The organism is Bradyrhizobium sp. MI1.7, assembly GCF_055811795.1.
The window spans coordinates 32,346-46,702 of the sequence record NZ_JBVVPO010000043.1 but is presented as its reverse complement, the minus strand read 5'-3'; the positions used below and the strand labels follow the sequence as shown (position 1 = coordinate 46,702).

The following is a 14,357-nucleotide window of genomic DNA, read 5'->3' as shown; positions in this document are numbered from 1 at the left end:
GGGGGCGTTGTCACTCTTCCGCTCCGTTGTGGCCGGCGCCTACTGCTTTGCCGCAGCCGATGGCGTCGGCGGCGCGGGCAGACGCTGTACCGTGATCCGCGCCGTGCCGCTGTTGTTCTTGTAGTATTGTTCGTCCGGCCCGAAATAGTCGGCGTATTTTGCCGGAGCCAGCCATCGCAGGAAGCCCGGGACGATCTGCACGGCGTCGTTGACGTAGAAGAACAGCTCGCCGGAATCAGGTGCGGTGAATTCGGCCACCATCCGGTCTGCAAGTTTCTGCGTGTCCCAGACCTTGCGTGCCGACTCGTCTGGCGGAAGCGCATCGAATGTGCCCATCTTCGCGATATCGGCCTTGAGTTTCGTCAGCTTCGCCGCATCGTCCGTGCTCGATTCCTCAGCGCTTTCGATGCGGACGGGATATCTGTTTTTTGGCTCATCCTGAGCATTTTCCTCGGGAAGGGTCGGGTCAATGCGGCGCGGCAGTTCATCTGCCGACATCACGTTCATGGCCTGCAGCGGCCGATCGTTCAGGCCCTTCTCGCCGACGCGTACGACCGGCTGGAACCAGTCCGCGCCGAACAGTCGCCGGGTCGGGAGAGCGAGGTAATGGTGGTTTTCGTAGGTCTGGAATCCGTTGACGCCGGTCATGATCGTACGGTCAAACCAGCGTTGGTCGATATCGATCCAGACCCGGTATTTGCGGCCCTTCTCCACGGCGAGCCTGCTTGCCCAGCAGAACTGGTTGACGTTGAAAAGCTCGGTCGCAGGAAGCGCGTTGTCGCCCACCGGCTTGGCTGGCGGAATGTCTATCGCGACGTTCGCTCCCTTTTTCTGCGCCTCTGCGGCTTTTGTTTCCGGGGCTTCACAAACCTGTCCGGTCGCGACGCGCCAGGTGAAGAAGCTGCTCGAGGCGATCAGCAAGGCCGCGGCGTAGATGACGACGATGGAGACGACGGGAAAGATGATCTTGGTGAACGGAAAGCTCATCCACCGCGCATTTCGCTGCATCAAACCGCCAAACCTGAACAACCAACTCATCCGGCTGAGGTTTTTTGCGCTCGCCTTCCGTTCCGGCCGGTACCAGGCGAGCCGCGCCCGCTCCTGGATGCCATCACGCAGCGAGGCGTTGATGCTCCAGACCCACCACGTGACCAGCACGACGAGTGAGGTCGCGACAGGATAATAGAGTGCGATATTGAGCCATGGCCCCGCATAGGAGGGCAACACGTTCTTGAGCAGGTTCGCGACGGAGCCGAGTATGGCGCTGAAACCCCAGTCGATGTTGCTGACAAAATCGCGCAGGCTCTTGCCGGATGTATCTATGATCTTGTGGGCGATCCACGGCCAGGCGGCAATGATGCCCGTCATGATCAGGAGCGCGAAATAGGCCACGCGTCGCCACCACACGGCGCCGCGCGCCAGATTCGCCATGTCCGCGTCTGGCGCTTTCATTCCAGTGAAGGCGTCGGATTCCTCCTTGCTTATCGGACGCCTCGCTTTCTTCGCGTAGGCGTCATGCATGGCCTGGTGCGCGCCGTCGTTGGTGAGCTCCTTGATGCTTCCGTCGGGCATCAGCACCCGCGCGTTCGCCGGCAGCATGATCGGCGCATAATCGTCGCATCCGAACAGCATTCGTTCGACCACGGCGAAGTGAACGACCGGTTTGCCGCCGTTCACATCGCCTTCGAGGATCGGCCGCGGACCGTAGCGGTAAAGCACGGCGGCGCCGCTGCGTGAATCGTGCTTTGGCCCGATCGCCGATTGATACTCGCGGAAACGCTCGATCGTGCCGTTCTGAAAGCGCAATTGGCCACCGAGCTGCTCGGTCATCCAGACCAGCGGAACGAAGGAGAGGGTGGATTCCGGGTAACCGCCGCCAATGTCGGAATGGACGCCCGCGAACCACACCTCCTTGACAGTCTGGTCATTCGCTAGACGGCTCTGGTCGATCCGCAGCGGATGAAAGGTGGTGCGCTCGTCGTCGAGCGCGAGCGCGTGACAGATGTGCTTCGCCTTGCGCGAGGGCCGGTGATTGCGGAACGAAATCGGCCAAATTGCCCAGTCGATCGCGACGCGCAGCTCCTCGATCGGTACGCCGAAAGCCTCGACCGTGTCGAACAGCCCAAGGAATTCGATCTTGACGTTCTTGCGGCCGGCCATGGCCTTGCGGACCGTGCAATAGGAGCGGTGCCCGCAGACGAAATGGTAGATGATGAGCAGCAGGTCGCGAATCCAGCGCGTAATCCAGATCGTCGGCAGGCTGCGATAGCCCACCGATTCCTTGCGGTATTCCCGCCATGCGGACATGGCGTTGCGCTCCATCTCGGCATGCGAGACCGGCTCGCCCTTGATTTCCGCCGGCACCAACCCTTGGCTCGCGATCAGCGCCGCCAGCGTGCGCGCGGTGAAGGCGCCGCGGCTGAAGCCGAAGATGTAGATCTCGTCGCCCTCGCGCCAGTTCCAGCACAGGAAGCGGTAGAGCTTGCGGACGTTGGAGGGAACGCCGATGCCGGTGGCGCCGTCGATGGCTGCGAGCGGCGCCCAGCCGGCGGTGCCGACACCCTTGATGTAGTGGGCGATCTGGTCCGGCTGGGTGTGGTCGAGCGCTTCATAGAGCCGCCAGACGCTGGATTCCTGGGCGGTGAACGCGTTGCCCGTGCCGTCGGCGAACAGCACCAGCTTGCGCTTCGACAGGGTGGTGGCGGTCGGCCCGCCGGCGCTTGCATCGTCATGCGTGTGCTTGGGTCTGGCAGAATCGCCATTCTGCGCGCCATCATGGTGGGTCATGGGGCCCCTCTGGCAATCGACGGTGAAGCACTTCAGGCCGGAGCCGTTCAGTACTCCACGATTTCAATCAATGGTTGCGTTATGAAAACAGGTGCATTCTGTGCATAGTCCCGTTGAGGTAGCAAGCGGGATCGCGCCGCCGCCCTGCCGCGGTCGGACGCCGCGGCATGACGGTTACGAAAACGTTTGGTCTTGCTGGTGCCGGTGGCGAGAGGCGCGATGTCGGCGGACGCCTCTCCCCTGCGAGCGGGGAGAGGCGGAATGTTCAGCTCCTACCTGCCATTGCCGCGGCAAGCGCCGCCGGGGCCGATATGGTAGCCGCGCGGGCAGGCATGCGCGGCGGGGTTGGCGTAGTTCCTGAGGCAGCCGCCATAGGGGCCGCGGTGCCAGCCGGGGCCGCAGCCGCCGGCGACCGCGATGACGTCGCCGTTCGCGGCTGCGTTGAGCAGGGTGAGCGGCATGGCCTGGGCAACGCCCGTGATCGCGCCGAGCGTGAGAGCCGTGGCAAACAGGGTGCGTATCATGTCTTCCTCCCGAATGCCGTTGCTTCAATGGCCGGCGGCGAACGCGATGCCGGCGCGTACTTCGGCGATCGCCTGGTCGATCATCCCGATCGCCTTCTCGCGATGACCGCCCTTGTTCGGCTCTGCCTTGCCGAGCTCGGCGCGGGCCGATTGCAGGATCGCGATGGCTTCGTCCATGTGCGGCTGCGCGCCAAGCGCGTAACCGATGCAGAGGCTGGTCGCGATGGCGCCGCCGAGCACGAGGCTGCGGGGTAGAGAGGTTCGCATGTCGTTGTCTCCTCCAGCGGGCGTCAGGCTGGGGCCGCCCGTTTGCCCGGATGCAGTCCCGTCTGTGCCGGGATGCCGCATCCGCGGCCTGAATAGGGCCCGCCTGTGCGGGGCGTCTTGGACTGACCGGCGCCAGCGCCGTCGCAGCTTGGACTGACCGGCGCAGCTTGATTCACGTTGGCGTGCTGATAGCTTGCGGTATGCTGGTCTTCTGCGGGCGTCCGTTTGGCGTGCGAGGTTCAGCGAGCGCCAAGTCTTTTTTTGAAGAACTTAGAAAAGCCATTCTCGAAAAGTCGTTCTCGATGTCCGTCATCAGGAAGTCGCTCTCGACCGAGATGCTGCCGCAGGACTTGTCCGACCGGCAGCGCTTCATCCGCTTCGCGGAGCTGTTCGAGCATTTCTCCAACACCGGCGAGCTCGATCCGGCGTCCGACGTGCCGTTTCGCGCCACGATGAACTCGATCCATATCGGCACCACCATGCTCGGCCGTTGCGACGGCAGCTTCGTCACGGTCCGGCGCGAGAAGCGCCAGGTGATCGAGACCGGCGACGACCGCTTTTGCCTCGCGCGCAACACCGGAGATCTTCCGTCTCAGGTGATCCATCGTGGCCGCGAATTCACCATGCGGCCGGGAGCGATGGTGCTGCTCAAGCTGGACGAGCCGTTCTTCGCGGCCGACGGCGCGAGCCAAAAGCGTTTCACCAACGTGCATCTGCCGGTCGATACGCTGCGCGCGATGGTCGCCGACATCGACGATCTCGTCGGCTGCGAGCTCGAGCCCGGCGGCGCGCTGTCGCTGGCGATGGATTACAGCGATCTCCTCCTCCGCAATCCCACGGCCGCCGACGAGGCCGGCATGGCGATCGCCGGCCATCTGCTCGACCTTGCCGCGATCGGTCTCGGTGCCCGCAGCGATATCGCCACTGCCGCGCGACGCGGGGGCCTGCGCGTCGTGCGGCTCAAGGCCGTGCTGTCGATTCTTGAGGCGCGCTTCCACGAGCCGGGTTTTTCCGCCCAGAAGCTTGCCGCCGCCGCCGGCCTTTCCGAGCGCTACGTCAACGAACTGCTGTTCGAGGCCGGCGCCAGCTTCACCACCCGCCTCACTGAGCTGCGTCTGCGCAAGGCCGCCGACCTCCTGGCGCACCGCGAGGGCCGCATCAGCGACATCGCCTTTGCCTGCGGCTTCAACGATCTCTCTTATTTTAACCGCTGCTTCCGCAGGCGGTTTGGGTTGACGCCGACCGCGGCGAGGGGGAAGTGAGAGAGCGCTAGGTCTCCACCCGCGGCGGCGGATAGCGGCGCGCCAGCGCCGACAGCGGCAGGTGCCGTTCGCCTTCCGGCAGCTCCAGAAAGGCCAGCACTTGCGGCCGCTTCCAGTCACCGATGCCGAAATCCATCGCCATCCATTTCTGCGGCTCGGGGCCCTCGAGGCCCCGGACCCAGACGAAATAGCGGGGGAGGTCGTCGGCGTCCGCTTCCGTCGTGCGTCTCCTGGCCATCAAAGCTGCTCACTGCATCACCATTTCGTTGCGGTAGGATATAGGTATCGGCTCGCCGAAGTCGAACTCCCGGCTGCGGGTCCTGTGAGGCTGGACCGGTTGGTTGATGTGCAGGTCTGAAGATATGAACGAAGTCATGATCGATTTTTGGGGTGACGCCTCGGACGTCACGAAAAAGCTGATCGGCTCGTGGTCCTTCGACCGTGTCATCGAAGGCCAGGCTACGATGCAGGGTATCGCGATCTTCACGCCACTGGACGGGGGGCGGTTGGCCTATCGTGAGCAGGGACATCTGAAGCTCGCGAACGGCACCATTGTGCAGGCCGAACGCGAATACGTCTTCAGCAACAGCGACGGAGGATTCAAGGTCTTCTTCAGGGAAGATCCGCCGCGGCTGTTTCACGAGATTTCACTGTCCGCATCTTCCGGGGGAGTGCTGAGCGGACGTGCGAGCCATCTTTGCAAGCACGACGACTATCAGTCGGCCTACATGTTTCGGCCGGATGGAACGTTCGTCGTCCGTCATGTCGTATCGGGTCCACGCAAGGACTACACGATGAACACGACCTACACGCGTCTCTCGTGATCAAGCCGGGGCGATGGCGACGGCCGTGCCGCCTCTCACCGCCAGAGCTCACTCTCCGCCACGCGGTTGATGTCGGCGAGCCGGCGGTCGGCGTCGCCGTGAAGATCGATGCTCTCGACCAGCGTTAGCAGACGCTGATATGCGCCATCGGCGATTTCGACCGGCAGCGGCTCCTCGTCAAAGGCCTCGACATAGCTGCCGACGAGGCCGCTCAACAGGCGGCAAAGACCGCGCTGGGCGGGATCGTCCCGGCCGAGCGTCTCGAGCTTTTGCTGAAATGTCCGGAAGGTGCGCAGGCCGTGGTGCTGTTGCGAAAGCCACGTATGCAGGTCGTTCATGTGAGCTCCTTCGAGTTACAGAAGAAGCTACCGGTTTATACAGGCGGGATGTGACGATTGGAAGGGGAGGGAAATACCGGATTCGTTGATCTAGTCCGCCTTCGCCAAGGCTTCGGCGGGACAGCCTTCCCTGCTTCGCATGGATAGACTGGAGCCTGGCTCGCCCAGCCGTAGCTGCGAAGCAGCGAAGGCTGGTGCCCCTGGCCGGAATCGAACCAGCACTCCTTGCGGAACTCGATTTTGAGTCGAGCGCGTCTACCAATTCCGCCACAGGGGCTCCCGGTCGGCCCTGGAAAGGGCCTCGCAAAGCGGGCGGACTATAGCCATGGACAGGGCAGGGTCAACCCGCGCCAAAGTGATCCCGGCCGTTCTCGACAGCCGCCTGGGCCGGGGTTAGAGCCTTAAGAAAGCGACCCCATCGGAAGAGGCTGCCGTGACGACCCAGAGTGCCGCAATACCTGCATTCAGGCCGGCTGGGACCGGTCCCGCGCTGACTGCCTCGGTGCTCGTCACGCTGATTGCCGCCGCGACCATCGCCGGCGCCTGGTTCTTCCAGCTCGTGCTGGAGATCCTGCCCTGTCCGCTGTGCCTGGAGCAGCGCTACGCCTATTATTTCGCGATCCCGGTCGGTGTGCTCACGGCGCTTGCGGCGCGGAGCGGGGCGCCGCGGCCGCTGCTGCTCGCGGGCCTTGCGATCCTCGCGCTGGCGACACTCGCCAATGCCGGCCTCGGCACCTACCATTCCGGCGTCGAATGGGGGTTCTGGAAGGGCCCGACCGATTGCTCCGGTCCCGTCATCAATCTCGGCAATGCCGCCGACCTGCTGTCCAAGCTCGATACCGTCAAGGTGGTGCGCTGCGACGAGGTGCAGTGGCGTTTCCTCGGTCTCTCGCTCGCCGGCTACAATGTGCTGATCTCGCTGTTGATGGCCGCGATCGCGGCGTGGGGATTTTTGCGGACGGCGAAGCGCTAGGCAAGCGCCGTAGGGTGGGCAAAGCGACTTGTCCGCCGTAGCTCGAAGAGCGATGGCGGAAGCGTGCCCACCATTTTTAGCGATAGTGCGGGAGCATGGTGGGCACGGCGCTAGCGCGCCTTTGCCCATCCTACGAGACCGGAGCTCCGCTACGACTGCGGCGCTTCGCTAATCATCCACATCGTCCTGCGTGCGGCCGAACAGGTGCACGATGCCCGGGGTCGCGATCGTCACGAACACGAAGCGCGACAAATGATGGGCGCCGACGAAGATCGGGTCGATGTGCAGCGTGAGCGCGAGCGCCAGCATCGCATCCATCGCGCCCGGCGCGAAGGCGACGACGACATCCGATAATTTCACCTGCGCGGTGAGCGCGATGATGCCGACGAAGATGGCGGAGACGGCGATGGCCACGGCAAACGAGCCCAGCGCCGCATGGATGTGGCCGGCGAGCGTCTTGATCCGCATCCGCGCGAAACGGCTGCCGATCAATGCGCCGATGCCGATCAACGCCACGCCGCGCACCCAGTTCGGCAGGCCGCCCTCGACCCAGTCTGCGCCATGCAGCACGCTGGAGGCGATCATCGCGCCGAACATCCAGCTCGCCGGAAACCTGATCAGCCGCAGCAGGAGCGCCGCGGCCAGCGAGGCCGCGACCAGCTCCACGAGCTCGAGCGGTGAGGCGATCGTCGTCGTCAGCGACGGTGCGACGGAGGGCGCCACGCCCGCGAACGCGAGCACCATCGGTAGCGCCGCGGTGAGGATGATGACGCGCATGGTCTGCACCACCGCGATGCCGGGCAGGTCGGCGCCGCGCTCGACCGCCAGGATCGTGATCTGCGACAGCGCCCCGGGGCTGCCGGCGAGGAAGGCCGAGGTGCGGTCCCAGCCATGAATGCGCTGGAGGTAATAGCTCGAGCCGAAGGTCGAGCAGAAGGTCGCGAGCGCAAGCAGGCCGATGGTGAGGGGATAGGCGCTGACCTGTTGCAGCAGGTGGCGCGAGACGACCGAGCCCAGTGAAATGCCGAGCAGCACCAGCACGGTCTGGGTCAGGATCGGCGGCAGCGCCAGCTGGCGGCCGGCGATCGCGGCGATCCCGACCGCGATCATCGAGCCCGAGATCAGTCCCCCGGGAAGTCCGGCGACCAGAAACACGAGGCCGCCGACGGTGCCGATGACGAGCGTCTCCACCGTGCTCAAGATCTTGGCACGGCTTGGCCATTCGAACGGCAGGGAGGCGGTGATTTGCTTCACGCCACCTTATCGCAAATCAGCGAGAGGCACACAATTGCAGCTTCGTCATGCCGCAATGCGCGCGCCTCTCACGGATGCTCGCGAGCCGTAGTGTGACGGATTTACTTCTTGTCGGCGGCGGGGGCGGCGGGGGCGGCGGTGCCGGCCTTCGCTTCCTTCATGCACTCACGGCGAAATTTTTTGCGCTCCTTGCCCTTCAGCGCCTTGGCGTCCGCTTGCTTGGAGCATTCGAGCGACTCCGCCGAGCGCTCCTTCGACGCCTTCTTGTCGGCGGGGGCGGCGGCAGTTGTGGTCTTGGCGTCGGTCTTGGCAGCCGGCGCGGCGGTCTGCGCGAAGGCGGTGCCGGTGGCGAGCAGGGAGGTCAGGGCGACGATGGCGAGGCGAGACGTGAAGGTCATGGTGGTGCACTCTTGCGAGATTGCGGAGGGTTGGGAACGTCGGCTCGCCTTGCTGAACGCGACATGAATAATCCGAGCCGGGGGATCACTATATTTTGGCGGCAGGAGCCATCGCTTCCTTGTCGCGGCCGGGCGGCACGCTAGGATAGCAATCCTCGTTTCGCTTCCGTCGGGGAAGACCAAGGAGGAGGACCAAGGATGACCATTCAATCAAAATTGCTGTGTGCGGTTGCATTGACGGGCTTTGCCGCGCTGGTCGCGAGCGCGCCGGCGCAGGCGCTGACCTCGCAGGAGTGCAGCGCGAAATACCAGGCCGCCAAGAAGGACGGCTCGCTTGGCACAACGAAGTGGAATGACTTCCGCAAGGCCCAGTGCGGAGCGGATGCGACGCCTGCCGCCGCGCCGGCCGCCGCTGCTCCGGCTGCGCCCGCCGCTCCTGCCGAGCCGAAGCAGGCGAAGAAGGAGGCGGCCCCCGCTGCCGCGCCAACCCTGCCGGCCGGACCCGCAATCTATCCGAATGCGGTCGACCCGAAATACGCCAAGGAGACCGCCGGCAAGGCCCGCCTCCACACCTGCGTCGACCAGTACAACGCCAACAAGACCACCAACGGCAATGGCGGCATGAAGTGGATCGAGAAGGGCGGCGGCTATTACAGCGAGTGCAACAAGAAGCTGAAGGGCGCCGCCTGAGCTTCGACATGATGCGATGGCCGGAGCAAAGCTCCGGCCATTTCGCTAGTCGAGCAGCTTCTCGGCCGACTTCGCCACGAGCTGCGAGCGTTTGCGTGGACCGCGCTCGACGAACAGCAAGCTCTGGCCGAAGATGAAGCAATAGAACAGGAAGGCCTGCGCCTCGGCCGCCTCGGCCTCGAGGCCGGTCGCGCGATAAAGCTCGGCGACGTGCTTGAGCCGCGCCGCGTCCACGCTCGCGACCGCCGCGGCGGCGTTTTCGTCCGAGCGGGCCCATTGCCGGATCGCGAGCTCGATCGCCATGCCCTCCGGATTGAGCCGCTCGGAATAGAGCTGGATCACCGCCTTCAGCCGCTCGCGGGGCTCTTGCCCATCGAGGCTTGTCTGCTGCGCGATTGACGCCGCACGTCCCTCGCGCCAGCGTTCCAGCATGGCATCGAGCAGCGCGGCACGGTCGGCGAAGCGGCGGTAGAAGCCGCCCTTGGTGACGCCGAGGTTCTTGGCGAGCACCTCGACCCTGACACCCTCGACCCCCGAGCGGGCGAGCTCGGTAAACCCTGCCTCGACCCAGACATCGCCCTTGCCGTCGTTCATGAAGGAAGCCTCACCGGTTCTTGATACGGTACCGTATTGCTAACGCGCGGAGGCGTTGATACGCTACCGTATCAATGATCAGAGGGCGGAAAAACGGCAGGAGGAATTGCGATGCAGGAGGCGACCTATCGCGGCACGGTCTATCCGTGGCAGTGCGATCATGTCGGCCACATGAACATCATGTGGTATGTCGGAAAATTCGACGAGGCCAACTGGAATCTGTTCGCCCGCCTCGGGCTGACGCCGAGCTATCTGCGCTCTTCCGGCCGCGGCATGGCCGCCGTCCAGCAGAACATCACCTACAGGCGGGAGCTGCTCGCCGGCGACATCGTCGAGATCCGCAGCCATTTGCTGGAGGTCCGCGACAAGTCGATCCGCTTCCGGCACGACATGACCAATGCCGAGACTGGCGAGATCGCCGCGTTCTGCGACATCACCGGCGTGCATATGGACCGCAGCCAGCGGAAGTCGGCGCCGTTCACGGATGCGATCCGCGCGGTCGCTCTGCAACATCTTGCCGAGCCGGCCGAGGCCTGAGCCATGGCCGCGTTCGAGCCGAAAAATCCGGGCTATCGCGCTGCCGCCATTGCCATGTTCGACGGCCAGCCGGCGATGCGCACGCTCGGCATCGTGATCGTCCGCCTCGCGCCGGGCGAGGTCGAATTGGCAATGCTGCATTCGGCGGCCTTCACGCAGCAGAACGGTTTTATCCATGCCGGCATCATCACGGCAGGCCTCGATAATGCCTGCGGTGTCGCCGCCTTCACCCTGATGCCGCGCGAGGCCGACATCCTGACCGTCGAGTTCAAGACCACGCTGCTGGCACCCGCCCGCGGCACTCGCTTCGTCTTCAAGGCCGAGGTGGTCAAGCCCGGCCGGACGCTGACCTTCTGCGAGGCGAGGGCCTTTGCCGAGCACGAGGGCAACACCACGCTGATCGCCACCATGACCGGGACGCTGATGGCGATGCTGCCCCGCGCGGCGGCTTCGCCAGCGCCGGCGGCGATCCGCGCATAGCATGGCGATGACATCGCGCCCGCAACGCTCTATATGACGCGTAACAGTTCCCGGTCGCGAACCGTATTTGCAGCGATGGGACCGAAACGGGACGAGATATGGCTGGATTCAGGAACAAGGGCCTCGTGGCGACGCGGCGTGCGGCGCTGACGCTGATCGGGGCGGGTGCCCTTGCGGCAGGTCGGATCACCTCTGCGCGCGCGGCCGCCGCCGATGACGAGGTGCTGACCGAAGCCAAGGTGCTGCGCGACCCCGATGTTCCCGTCGCCGGTAATCCCGACGGCAACATCAGCATCATCGAATGGTCCGACTACAACTGTCCCTATTGCCGCAAGCTCGAGCCGGAGCTGCGCCAGGTGGTCCAGGACGATGGCAAGGTCAGGCTGGTGATGAAGGATTGGCCGATCCTCGGGCCGGTCTCGGTCACCGCGGCGCGGATCGCGCTCGCGGCAAAATTCCAAGACAAGTACCATCAGGCGCATGACGCCATGATGGGTGTCAGCTCGCGCCTGACAGAGCCGCGCATCAACGAGCTGCTCGCGGCCGCCGACGTCGACATGGACCGCCTGAAGCGCGATCTCACCGACCGCGCCAATGACATCGACGCCGTCCTCAAGCGCAACAACGAGCAGGCCGAAGCCTTCGGCTTCAGCGGTACCCCCTCCTTCATCGTCGGCAAGTATCGCGTGCCGGGCGTGCTCAGCATGACCGAGTTCGAGCAGGTCATCGCCGATGCCCGCAAGGCCAAGATGAACTGACGCGACCGGATCGATCGCCGTCAACACAAAGGCGCCGCCGCGGACCCGCGACGGCGCCTTGTTCGTGATACGGCGTCGTTACTTCGACGAGATGCGGACCCAGTCCTTGTGCGCGCGATCGCGCAGCGCATCCCAGTCGGCCTTGGCGACGTCCCAGTTCACGATGGTGCGATTGGTCGTCGCGACCTCGCCATTGGCGACCGACGACGTCTGCATGGAGTCATAGACGTATACGCCGCAACCGAGCAGTAGCGCGCCCAAAATCATTCCGAAAAACGTCTGCATCTGCGAACCTCCGGTGACGGGCGATAACGTCGGCCCGGAGTGATGGTTCCGCGGCAGTACGGCGCAGATAAGGACGACCCGTTCATCCGCGGTTCAGCCACTCCAGCAGCTCTGCGTTGATCTCGCGCGGATAGGTGTGGCTGAGGTCGTCGATCTCGCGATAGGTGACATCGGCGCCGGCGGCGGAGAGGGCCGCCTGCGTCTGGCGCGCGGTCTGTACCGGAAACATCCAGTCGAGCTTGCCGTGGGTGATGAAGATTGGCAGTCCCTGCAGGCGCACGGCGTCCGCCATCTCCGCCATCAGCGGATGGAAGGTCGCCGACACCGGCGCGAGATGCGTGAAGGGCGAGGCGCCGTCGAGCCCGGTGACGTAGCAGAAGGTGCCGCCGTCACTCATGCCGGTCAGCAGCAGGCGCGAGCCGTCGATGGTCCAGCGGCTGCGCACCGTATCGAGAATGCGCATGAGGTTCGGCGTGTCGCTATCGTCGCCCATCAGCGCCCATGTCGGGCCGGTCGCGGTTGGCGCCACCAGGATCGCGCCAAGGCAGCGAGCATCGCGCAGCCAGCTCCAGAGAAAGCCGCGGCCGTTGCCGCTGCCGCCATGCAGCGCCATCACCAGCGGCATGGCGCGCTCCGGCGAGTAATATTCTGGCACATAGACCGAGAAGCCGCCGCGGCTGCCGGGCTCGTTGTGGTCGTGGAAGATGCCGGCGTGTTCGCCCGCGCCGGCTTCCAGCCGCGCCAGCAGATCGTCATTCTCGCGATTGGCGGCGTTGAGGAAGAAGCTGCTCACCGGCGGGAACTGGGTCGACAGCGGATACAGCGCCTCCTGTGCACGAGGCAGATGGCGCAGCGCGCGGAAGACCGCGACGAGATCGCCATTGCCGCGCTCGACCTCGCGTATGGCGGCAAAGGCGGCGATCGTCTCGTTGCAGGCGCGGTCGAGCCGCTCGCGCAGCCCCGTGAACTGCTCGGGCCAGGCACCAATCGCAGCGTGCGCCGCCTGCAGCGCCGCGTCGGGCGCGCCGATCGCATTCATCACCGAGGCAAAGGCCGGCGGATGCAGATTCCGGGTGAAGAAGCCGAGTGCTTCCAGCGCGTTGAGCAACGGCGGCAGCACGGTCACGATGTCGTCAACGACGGCCTCGGTCATCGCCGCTTCCTTGCCTGATGTCGGTTCGATCTCGTCAGTGGAGCTTCGGCGCCTTCAAGAGCTTGAAGCGGTCGGTCGACGTCACCGTGACGTCGAAGGTGACACCTTCATGATGCACGGTGAGCGGCACGTCGACGCCGGCGGCGCCGAGCGCCCACATCTTTTTGTAGAAGGCGGTCTGGCTCGTCACCTCCTCGCCGTCCACTGCAAGGATGACATCGCCGGTCTTCAGCTCCGCGCGCGCGGCCGGGCCGTTGGTGGAGATCCCGATCACCACCAGGCGGTTGTCGATTTCGGTCGAATAGAGCCCGAGCCAGGGGCGCGACGGCTTATTGACGCGGCCGAATTTGCGCAGATCGTCGAGCACCGGCTTCAACAGGTCGATCGGCACGATCATGTTGACGTGCTCGGCCTTGCCTTCGCGTTCGCGCTCGAGCTGCAGCGAGCCGATGCCGATCAGCTCCCCGCGCTCGTTGAGCAGCGCCGTGCCGCCCCAGTTCGGATGCGCGGGATAGGTGAACACGGCCTCGTCCAGCAGATATTCCCAGTAGCCGGCGAATTCCTGCTTGGCCACGATCTGGCTCGCGACCGAGCGCGTGCGCCCGCCGGCGCCGCCGACCACGACGCGGTCGCCGACCCTTGTTTTCGCCGAGTTGCCGAGCGGCAAGGGTTCGACGTCGAGCTGACCGAGCGCCTGCACGAGGCCGAAGCCGGTGACGGAATCGAAACCGAGCGCATGCCCCTCGACGACGCGCCCGTCGGCGAGATGCAGCCACACCGATTCCGCCTCGGTAATGAGATAGCCGATGGTCAGCACCAGCCCGTTGTCGATCACGACGCCGTTGCCGGCGCGTTCGGTGCCCAGCGTTTCGGCACTGAAGGCATCGGGCGGGATGATGGCGTGCAGGCCGACGACGGACGCGAGCGAACGGTCCAGATCGAAACCGTAATCGCTCGCGCGCGGCTGATTGGCCGGCGGCACGCTCCATTCGGTCAGGGCGGGCATGGAGTTCTCCTGGCTGAGAGCATTGCTCCGCCTTGGCCGGCGGAACGACGCGCGAAGCACTCATAATTTAGGCTGGAGGAGGCCGTCTTGAAAGCCTCGTTCCCAACTATTCCGGAGATCGCCGCGTGAAATCTTCGACAGGCACAGGACGCCCGCACAGGTGGCAAGCGGCCGCGCGATCCAGCACCGGCCGCATGGCTGCTGTCCCGCGACGTGCTAGGCGGGGT

General features: G+C 64.9%; 18 protein-coding genes and 1 tRNA gene. 7 read left to right on the top strand and 12 right to left on the bottom strand.

The annotated features are described in order from the left end of the window. Positions 1 to 39: 39 nt before the first annotated feature. The 3 genes from AC0L3X_RS31040 to AC0L3X_RS31030 form a co-directional block, all read right to left on the bottom strand. Positions 40 to 2,787, bottom strand: coding sequence for a DUF2235 domain-containing protein (locus tag AC0L3X_RS31040; protein ID WP_283017753.1), 2,748 nt, complete (start codon positions 2,785 to 2,787; stop codon positions 40 to 42). Between the two features lie 272 nt (positions 2,788 to 3,059). Then, positions 3,060 to 3,311 carry a GCG_CRPN prefix-to-repeats domain-containing protein gene (locus AC0L3X_RS31035; RefSeq protein ID WP_063985830.1) on the bottom strand — a complete coding sequence of 84 codons (252 nt, stop codon included), beginning with the start codon at positions 3,309 to 3,311 and terminating at the stop codon, positions 3,060 to 3,062. 24 nt (positions 3,312 to 3,335) lie between these two features. Further along, positions 3,336 to 3,578 (bottom strand): hypothetical protein, encoded by a 243-nt coding sequence (locus tag AC0L3X_RS31030; protein WP_063985829.1) that lies wholly within the window; start codon positions 3,576 to 3,578, stop codon positions 3,336 to 3,338. Positions 3,579 to 3,880: 302 nt separating this feature from the next. On the opposite strand from AC0L3X_RS31030, the gene AC0L3X_RS31025 reads away from it, so the two are divergent. Then, positions 3,881 to 4,840, top strand: a complete 960-nt coding sequence (locus AC0L3X_RS31025) for an AraC family transcriptional regulator (RefSeq protein ID WP_063985828.1) — start codon at positions 3,881 to 3,883, stop codon at positions 4,838 to 4,840. Between the two features lie 7 nt (positions 4,841 to 4,847). Here AC0L3X_RS31025 and AC0L3X_RS31020 read toward each other — a convergent pair whose 3' ends face one another. Beyond that, positions 4,848 to 5,078, bottom strand: coding sequence for a hypothetical protein (locus AC0L3X_RS31020; RefSeq protein ID WP_063985827.1), 231 nt, complete (start codon positions 5,076 to 5,078; stop codon positions 4,848 to 4,850). Positions 5,079 to 5,214: 136 nt separating this feature from the next. Here AC0L3X_RS31020 and AC0L3X_RS31015 point away from each other — a divergent pair, with 136 nt between their 5' ends. Further along, a complete protein-coding gene (locus AC0L3X_RS31015; RefSeq protein WP_231143670.1) occupies positions 5,215 to 5,664 on the top strand; it encodes a DUF6314 family protein in 450 nt (149 codons plus the stop codon). A 35-nt stretch (positions 5,665 to 5,699) separates the two neighbouring features. Here the strand turns inward: AC0L3X_RS31015 and AC0L3X_RS31010 are convergent, their stop codons facing one another. Together AC0L3X_RS31010 and AC0L3X_RS31005 are read right to left on the bottom strand one after the other, a co-directional pair. Continuing rightward, positions 5,700 to 6,002, bottom strand: a complete 303-nt coding sequence (locus AC0L3X_RS31010) for a hypothetical protein (protein ID WP_028147344.1) — start codon at positions 6,000 to 6,002, stop codon at positions 5,700 to 5,702. 192 nt (positions 6,003 to 6,194) lie between these two features. Then, positions 6,195 to 6,279, bottom strand: a tRNA-Leu gene (locus AC0L3X_RS31005). A 156-nt stretch (positions 6,280 to 6,435) separates the two neighbouring features. On the opposite strand from AC0L3X_RS31005, the gene AC0L3X_RS31000 reads away from it, so the two are divergent. Continuing rightward, positions 6,436 to 6,975, top strand: coding sequence for a disulfide bond formation protein B (locus AC0L3X_RS31000; protein WP_063985825.1), 540 nt, complete (start codon positions 6,436 to 6,438; stop codon positions 6,973 to 6,975). Between the two features lie 168 nt (positions 6,976 to 7,143). Here the strand turns inward: AC0L3X_RS31000 and AC0L3X_RS30995 are convergent, their stop codons facing one another. Together AC0L3X_RS30995 and AC0L3X_RS30990 are read right to left on the bottom strand one after the other, a co-directional pair. After that, the gene (locus AC0L3X_RS30995) at positions 7,144 to 8,229 is read right to left on the bottom strand and encodes an AbrB family transcriptional regulator (protein ID WP_063985824.1); all 1,086 of its coding nucleotides are present in this window, start codon (positions 8,227 to 8,229) and stop codon (positions 7,144 to 7,146) included. Between the two features lie 101 nt (positions 8,230 to 8,330). Next, positions 8,331 to 8,627 (bottom strand): PsiF family protein, encoded by a 297-nt coding sequence (locus AC0L3X_RS30990; RefSeq protein WP_063985823.1) that lies wholly within the window; start codon positions 8,625 to 8,627, stop codon positions 8,331 to 8,333. A gap of 198 nt (positions 8,628 to 8,825) precedes the next feature. Here AC0L3X_RS30990 and AC0L3X_RS30985 point away from each other — a divergent pair, with 198 nt between their 5' ends. Continuing rightward, positions 8,826 to 9,317, top strand: coding sequence for a hypothetical protein (locus AC0L3X_RS30985; protein ID WP_063985822.1), 492 nt, complete (start codon positions 8,826 to 8,828; stop codon positions 9,315 to 9,317). Between the two features lie 45 nt (positions 9,318 to 9,362). On the opposite strand, the gene AC0L3X_RS30980 is transcribed toward AC0L3X_RS30985, so the two are convergent. After that, positions 9,363 to 9,911: a TetR/AcrR family transcriptional regulator gene (locus AC0L3X_RS30980; protein ID WP_028159202.1), complete on the bottom strand. Its 549-nt coding sequence runs from the start codon at positions 9,909 to 9,911 to the stop codon at positions 9,363 to 9,365. 111 nt (positions 9,912 to 10,022) lie between these two features. Between AC0L3X_RS30980 and AC0L3X_RS30975 the strand changes: the two genes are divergently transcribed. The 3 genes from AC0L3X_RS30975 to AC0L3X_RS30965 all read left to right on the top strand — a co-directional run bounded on the left by AC0L3X_RS30975 (position 10,023) and on the right by AC0L3X_RS30965 (position 11,686). Next, positions 10,023 to 10,448 carry an acyl-CoA thioesterase gene (locus tag AC0L3X_RS30975; protein WP_014491606.1) on the top strand — a complete coding sequence of 142 codons (426 nt, stop codon included), beginning with the start codon at positions 10,023 to 10,025 and terminating at the stop codon, positions 10,446 to 10,448. 3 nt (positions 10,449 to 10,451) lie between these two features. Further along, positions 10,452 to 10,928 (top strand): PaaI family thioesterase, encoded by a 477-nt coding sequence (locus AC0L3X_RS30970; protein ID WP_063985821.1) that lies wholly within the window; start codon positions 10,452 to 10,454, stop codon positions 10,926 to 10,928. A 98-nt stretch (positions 10,929 to 11,026) separates the two neighbouring features. After that, positions 11,027 to 11,686, top strand: a complete 660-nt coding sequence (locus AC0L3X_RS30965) for a DsbA family protein (protein ID WP_063985820.1) — start codon at positions 11,027 to 11,029, stop codon at positions 11,684 to 11,686. Positions 11,687 to 11,764: 78 nt separating this feature from the next. Here AC0L3X_RS30965 and AC0L3X_RS30960 read toward each other — a convergent pair whose 3' ends face one another. The 3 genes from AC0L3X_RS30960 to AC0L3X_RS30950 form a co-directional block, all read right to left on the bottom strand. Next, positions 11,765 to 11,971, bottom strand: a complete 207-nt coding sequence (locus tag AC0L3X_RS30960; protein ID WP_028159206.1) for a hypothetical protein — start codon at positions 11,969 to 11,971, stop codon at positions 11,765 to 11,767. 82 nt (positions 11,972 to 12,053) lie between these two features. Next, positions 12,054 to 13,124 (bottom strand): carboxylesterase family protein, encoded by a 1,071-nt coding sequence (locus AC0L3X_RS30955; protein WP_063985819.1) that lies wholly within the window; start codon positions 13,122 to 13,124, stop codon positions 12,054 to 12,056. A gap of 34 nt (positions 13,125 to 13,158) precedes the next feature. After that, entirely contained in the window at positions 13,159 to 14,130 is a 972-nt protein-coding gene (locus AC0L3X_RS30950; protein WP_473317087.1) for a S1C family serine protease, read from the bottom strand. Between the last annotated feature and the right edge of the window lie 227 nt (positions 14,131 to 14,357).

What these genes read in the sequence shown, in the direction of transcription:
- AC0L3X_RS31015 (WP_231143670.1), top strand. Translation starts at nt 5,215, where the DNA reads ATGATCGATTTTTGGGGTGACGCCTCGGACGTCACGAAAAAGCTGATC.
- AC0L3X_RS30970 (WP_063985821.1), top strand. Translation starts at nt 10,452, where the DNA reads ATGGCCGCGTTCGAGCCGAAAAATCCGGGCTATCGCGCTGCCGCCATT.
- AC0L3X_RS30950 (WP_473317087.1), bottom strand. Translation starts at nt 14,130, where the DNA reads ATGCCCGCCCTGACCGAATGGAGCGTGCCGCCGGCCAATCAGCCGCGC.
- AC0L3X_RS30990 (WP_063985823.1), bottom strand. Translation starts at nt 8,627, where the DNA reads ATGACCTTCACGTCTCGCCTCGCCATCGTCGCCCTGACCTCCCTGCTC.
- AC0L3X_RS30975 (WP_014491606.1), top strand. Translation starts at nt 10,023, where the DNA reads ATGCAGGAGGCGACCTATCGCGGCACGGTCTATCCGTGGCAGTGCGAT.
- AC0L3X_RS31040 (WP_283017753.1), bottom strand. Translation starts at nt 2,787, where the DNA reads ATGACCCACCATGATGGCGCGCAGAATGGCGATTCTGCCAGACCCAAG.
- AC0L3X_RS31025 (WP_063985828.1), top strand. Translation starts at nt 3,881, where the DNA reads ATGTCCGTCATCAGGAAGTCGCTCTCGACCGAGATGCTGCCGCAGGAC.
- AC0L3X_RS31010 (WP_028147344.1), bottom strand. Translation starts at nt 6,002, where the DNA reads ATGAACGACCTGCATACGTGGCTTTCGCAACAGCACCACGGCCTGCGC.
- AC0L3X_RS30960 (WP_028159206.1), bottom strand. Translation starts at nt 11,971, where the DNA reads ATGCAGACGTTTTTCGGAATGATTTTGGGCGCGCTACTGCTCGGTTGC.
- AC0L3X_RS30985 (WP_063985822.1), top strand. Translation starts at nt 8,826, where the DNA reads ATGACCATTCAATCAAAATTGCTGTGTGCGGTTGCATTGACGGGCTTT.
- AC0L3X_RS30965 (WP_063985820.1), top strand. Translation starts at nt 11,027, where the DNA reads ATGGCTGGATTCAGGAACAAGGGCCTCGTGGCGACGCGGCGTGCGGCG.
- AC0L3X_RS31035 (WP_063985830.1), bottom strand. Translation starts at nt 3,311, where the DNA reads ATGATACGCACCCTGTTTGCCACGGCTCTCACGCTCGGCGCGATCACG.
- AC0L3X_RS31030 (WP_063985829.1), bottom strand. Translation starts at nt 3,578, where the DNA reads ATGCGAACCTCTCTACCCCGCAGCCTCGTGCTCGGCGGCGCCATCGCG.
- AC0L3X_RS31020 (WP_063985827.1), bottom strand. Translation starts at nt 5,078, where the DNA reads ATGGCCAGGAGACGCACGACGGAAGCGGACGCCGACGACCTCCCCCGC.
- AC0L3X_RS30955 (WP_063985819.1), bottom strand. Translation starts at nt 13,124, where the DNA reads ATGACCGAGGCCGTCGTTGACGACATCGTGACCGTGCTGCCGCCGTTG.
- AC0L3X_RS30980 (WP_028159202.1), bottom strand. Translation starts at nt 9,911, where the DNA reads ATGAACGACGGCAAGGGCGATGTCTGGGTCGAGGCAGGGTTTACCGAG.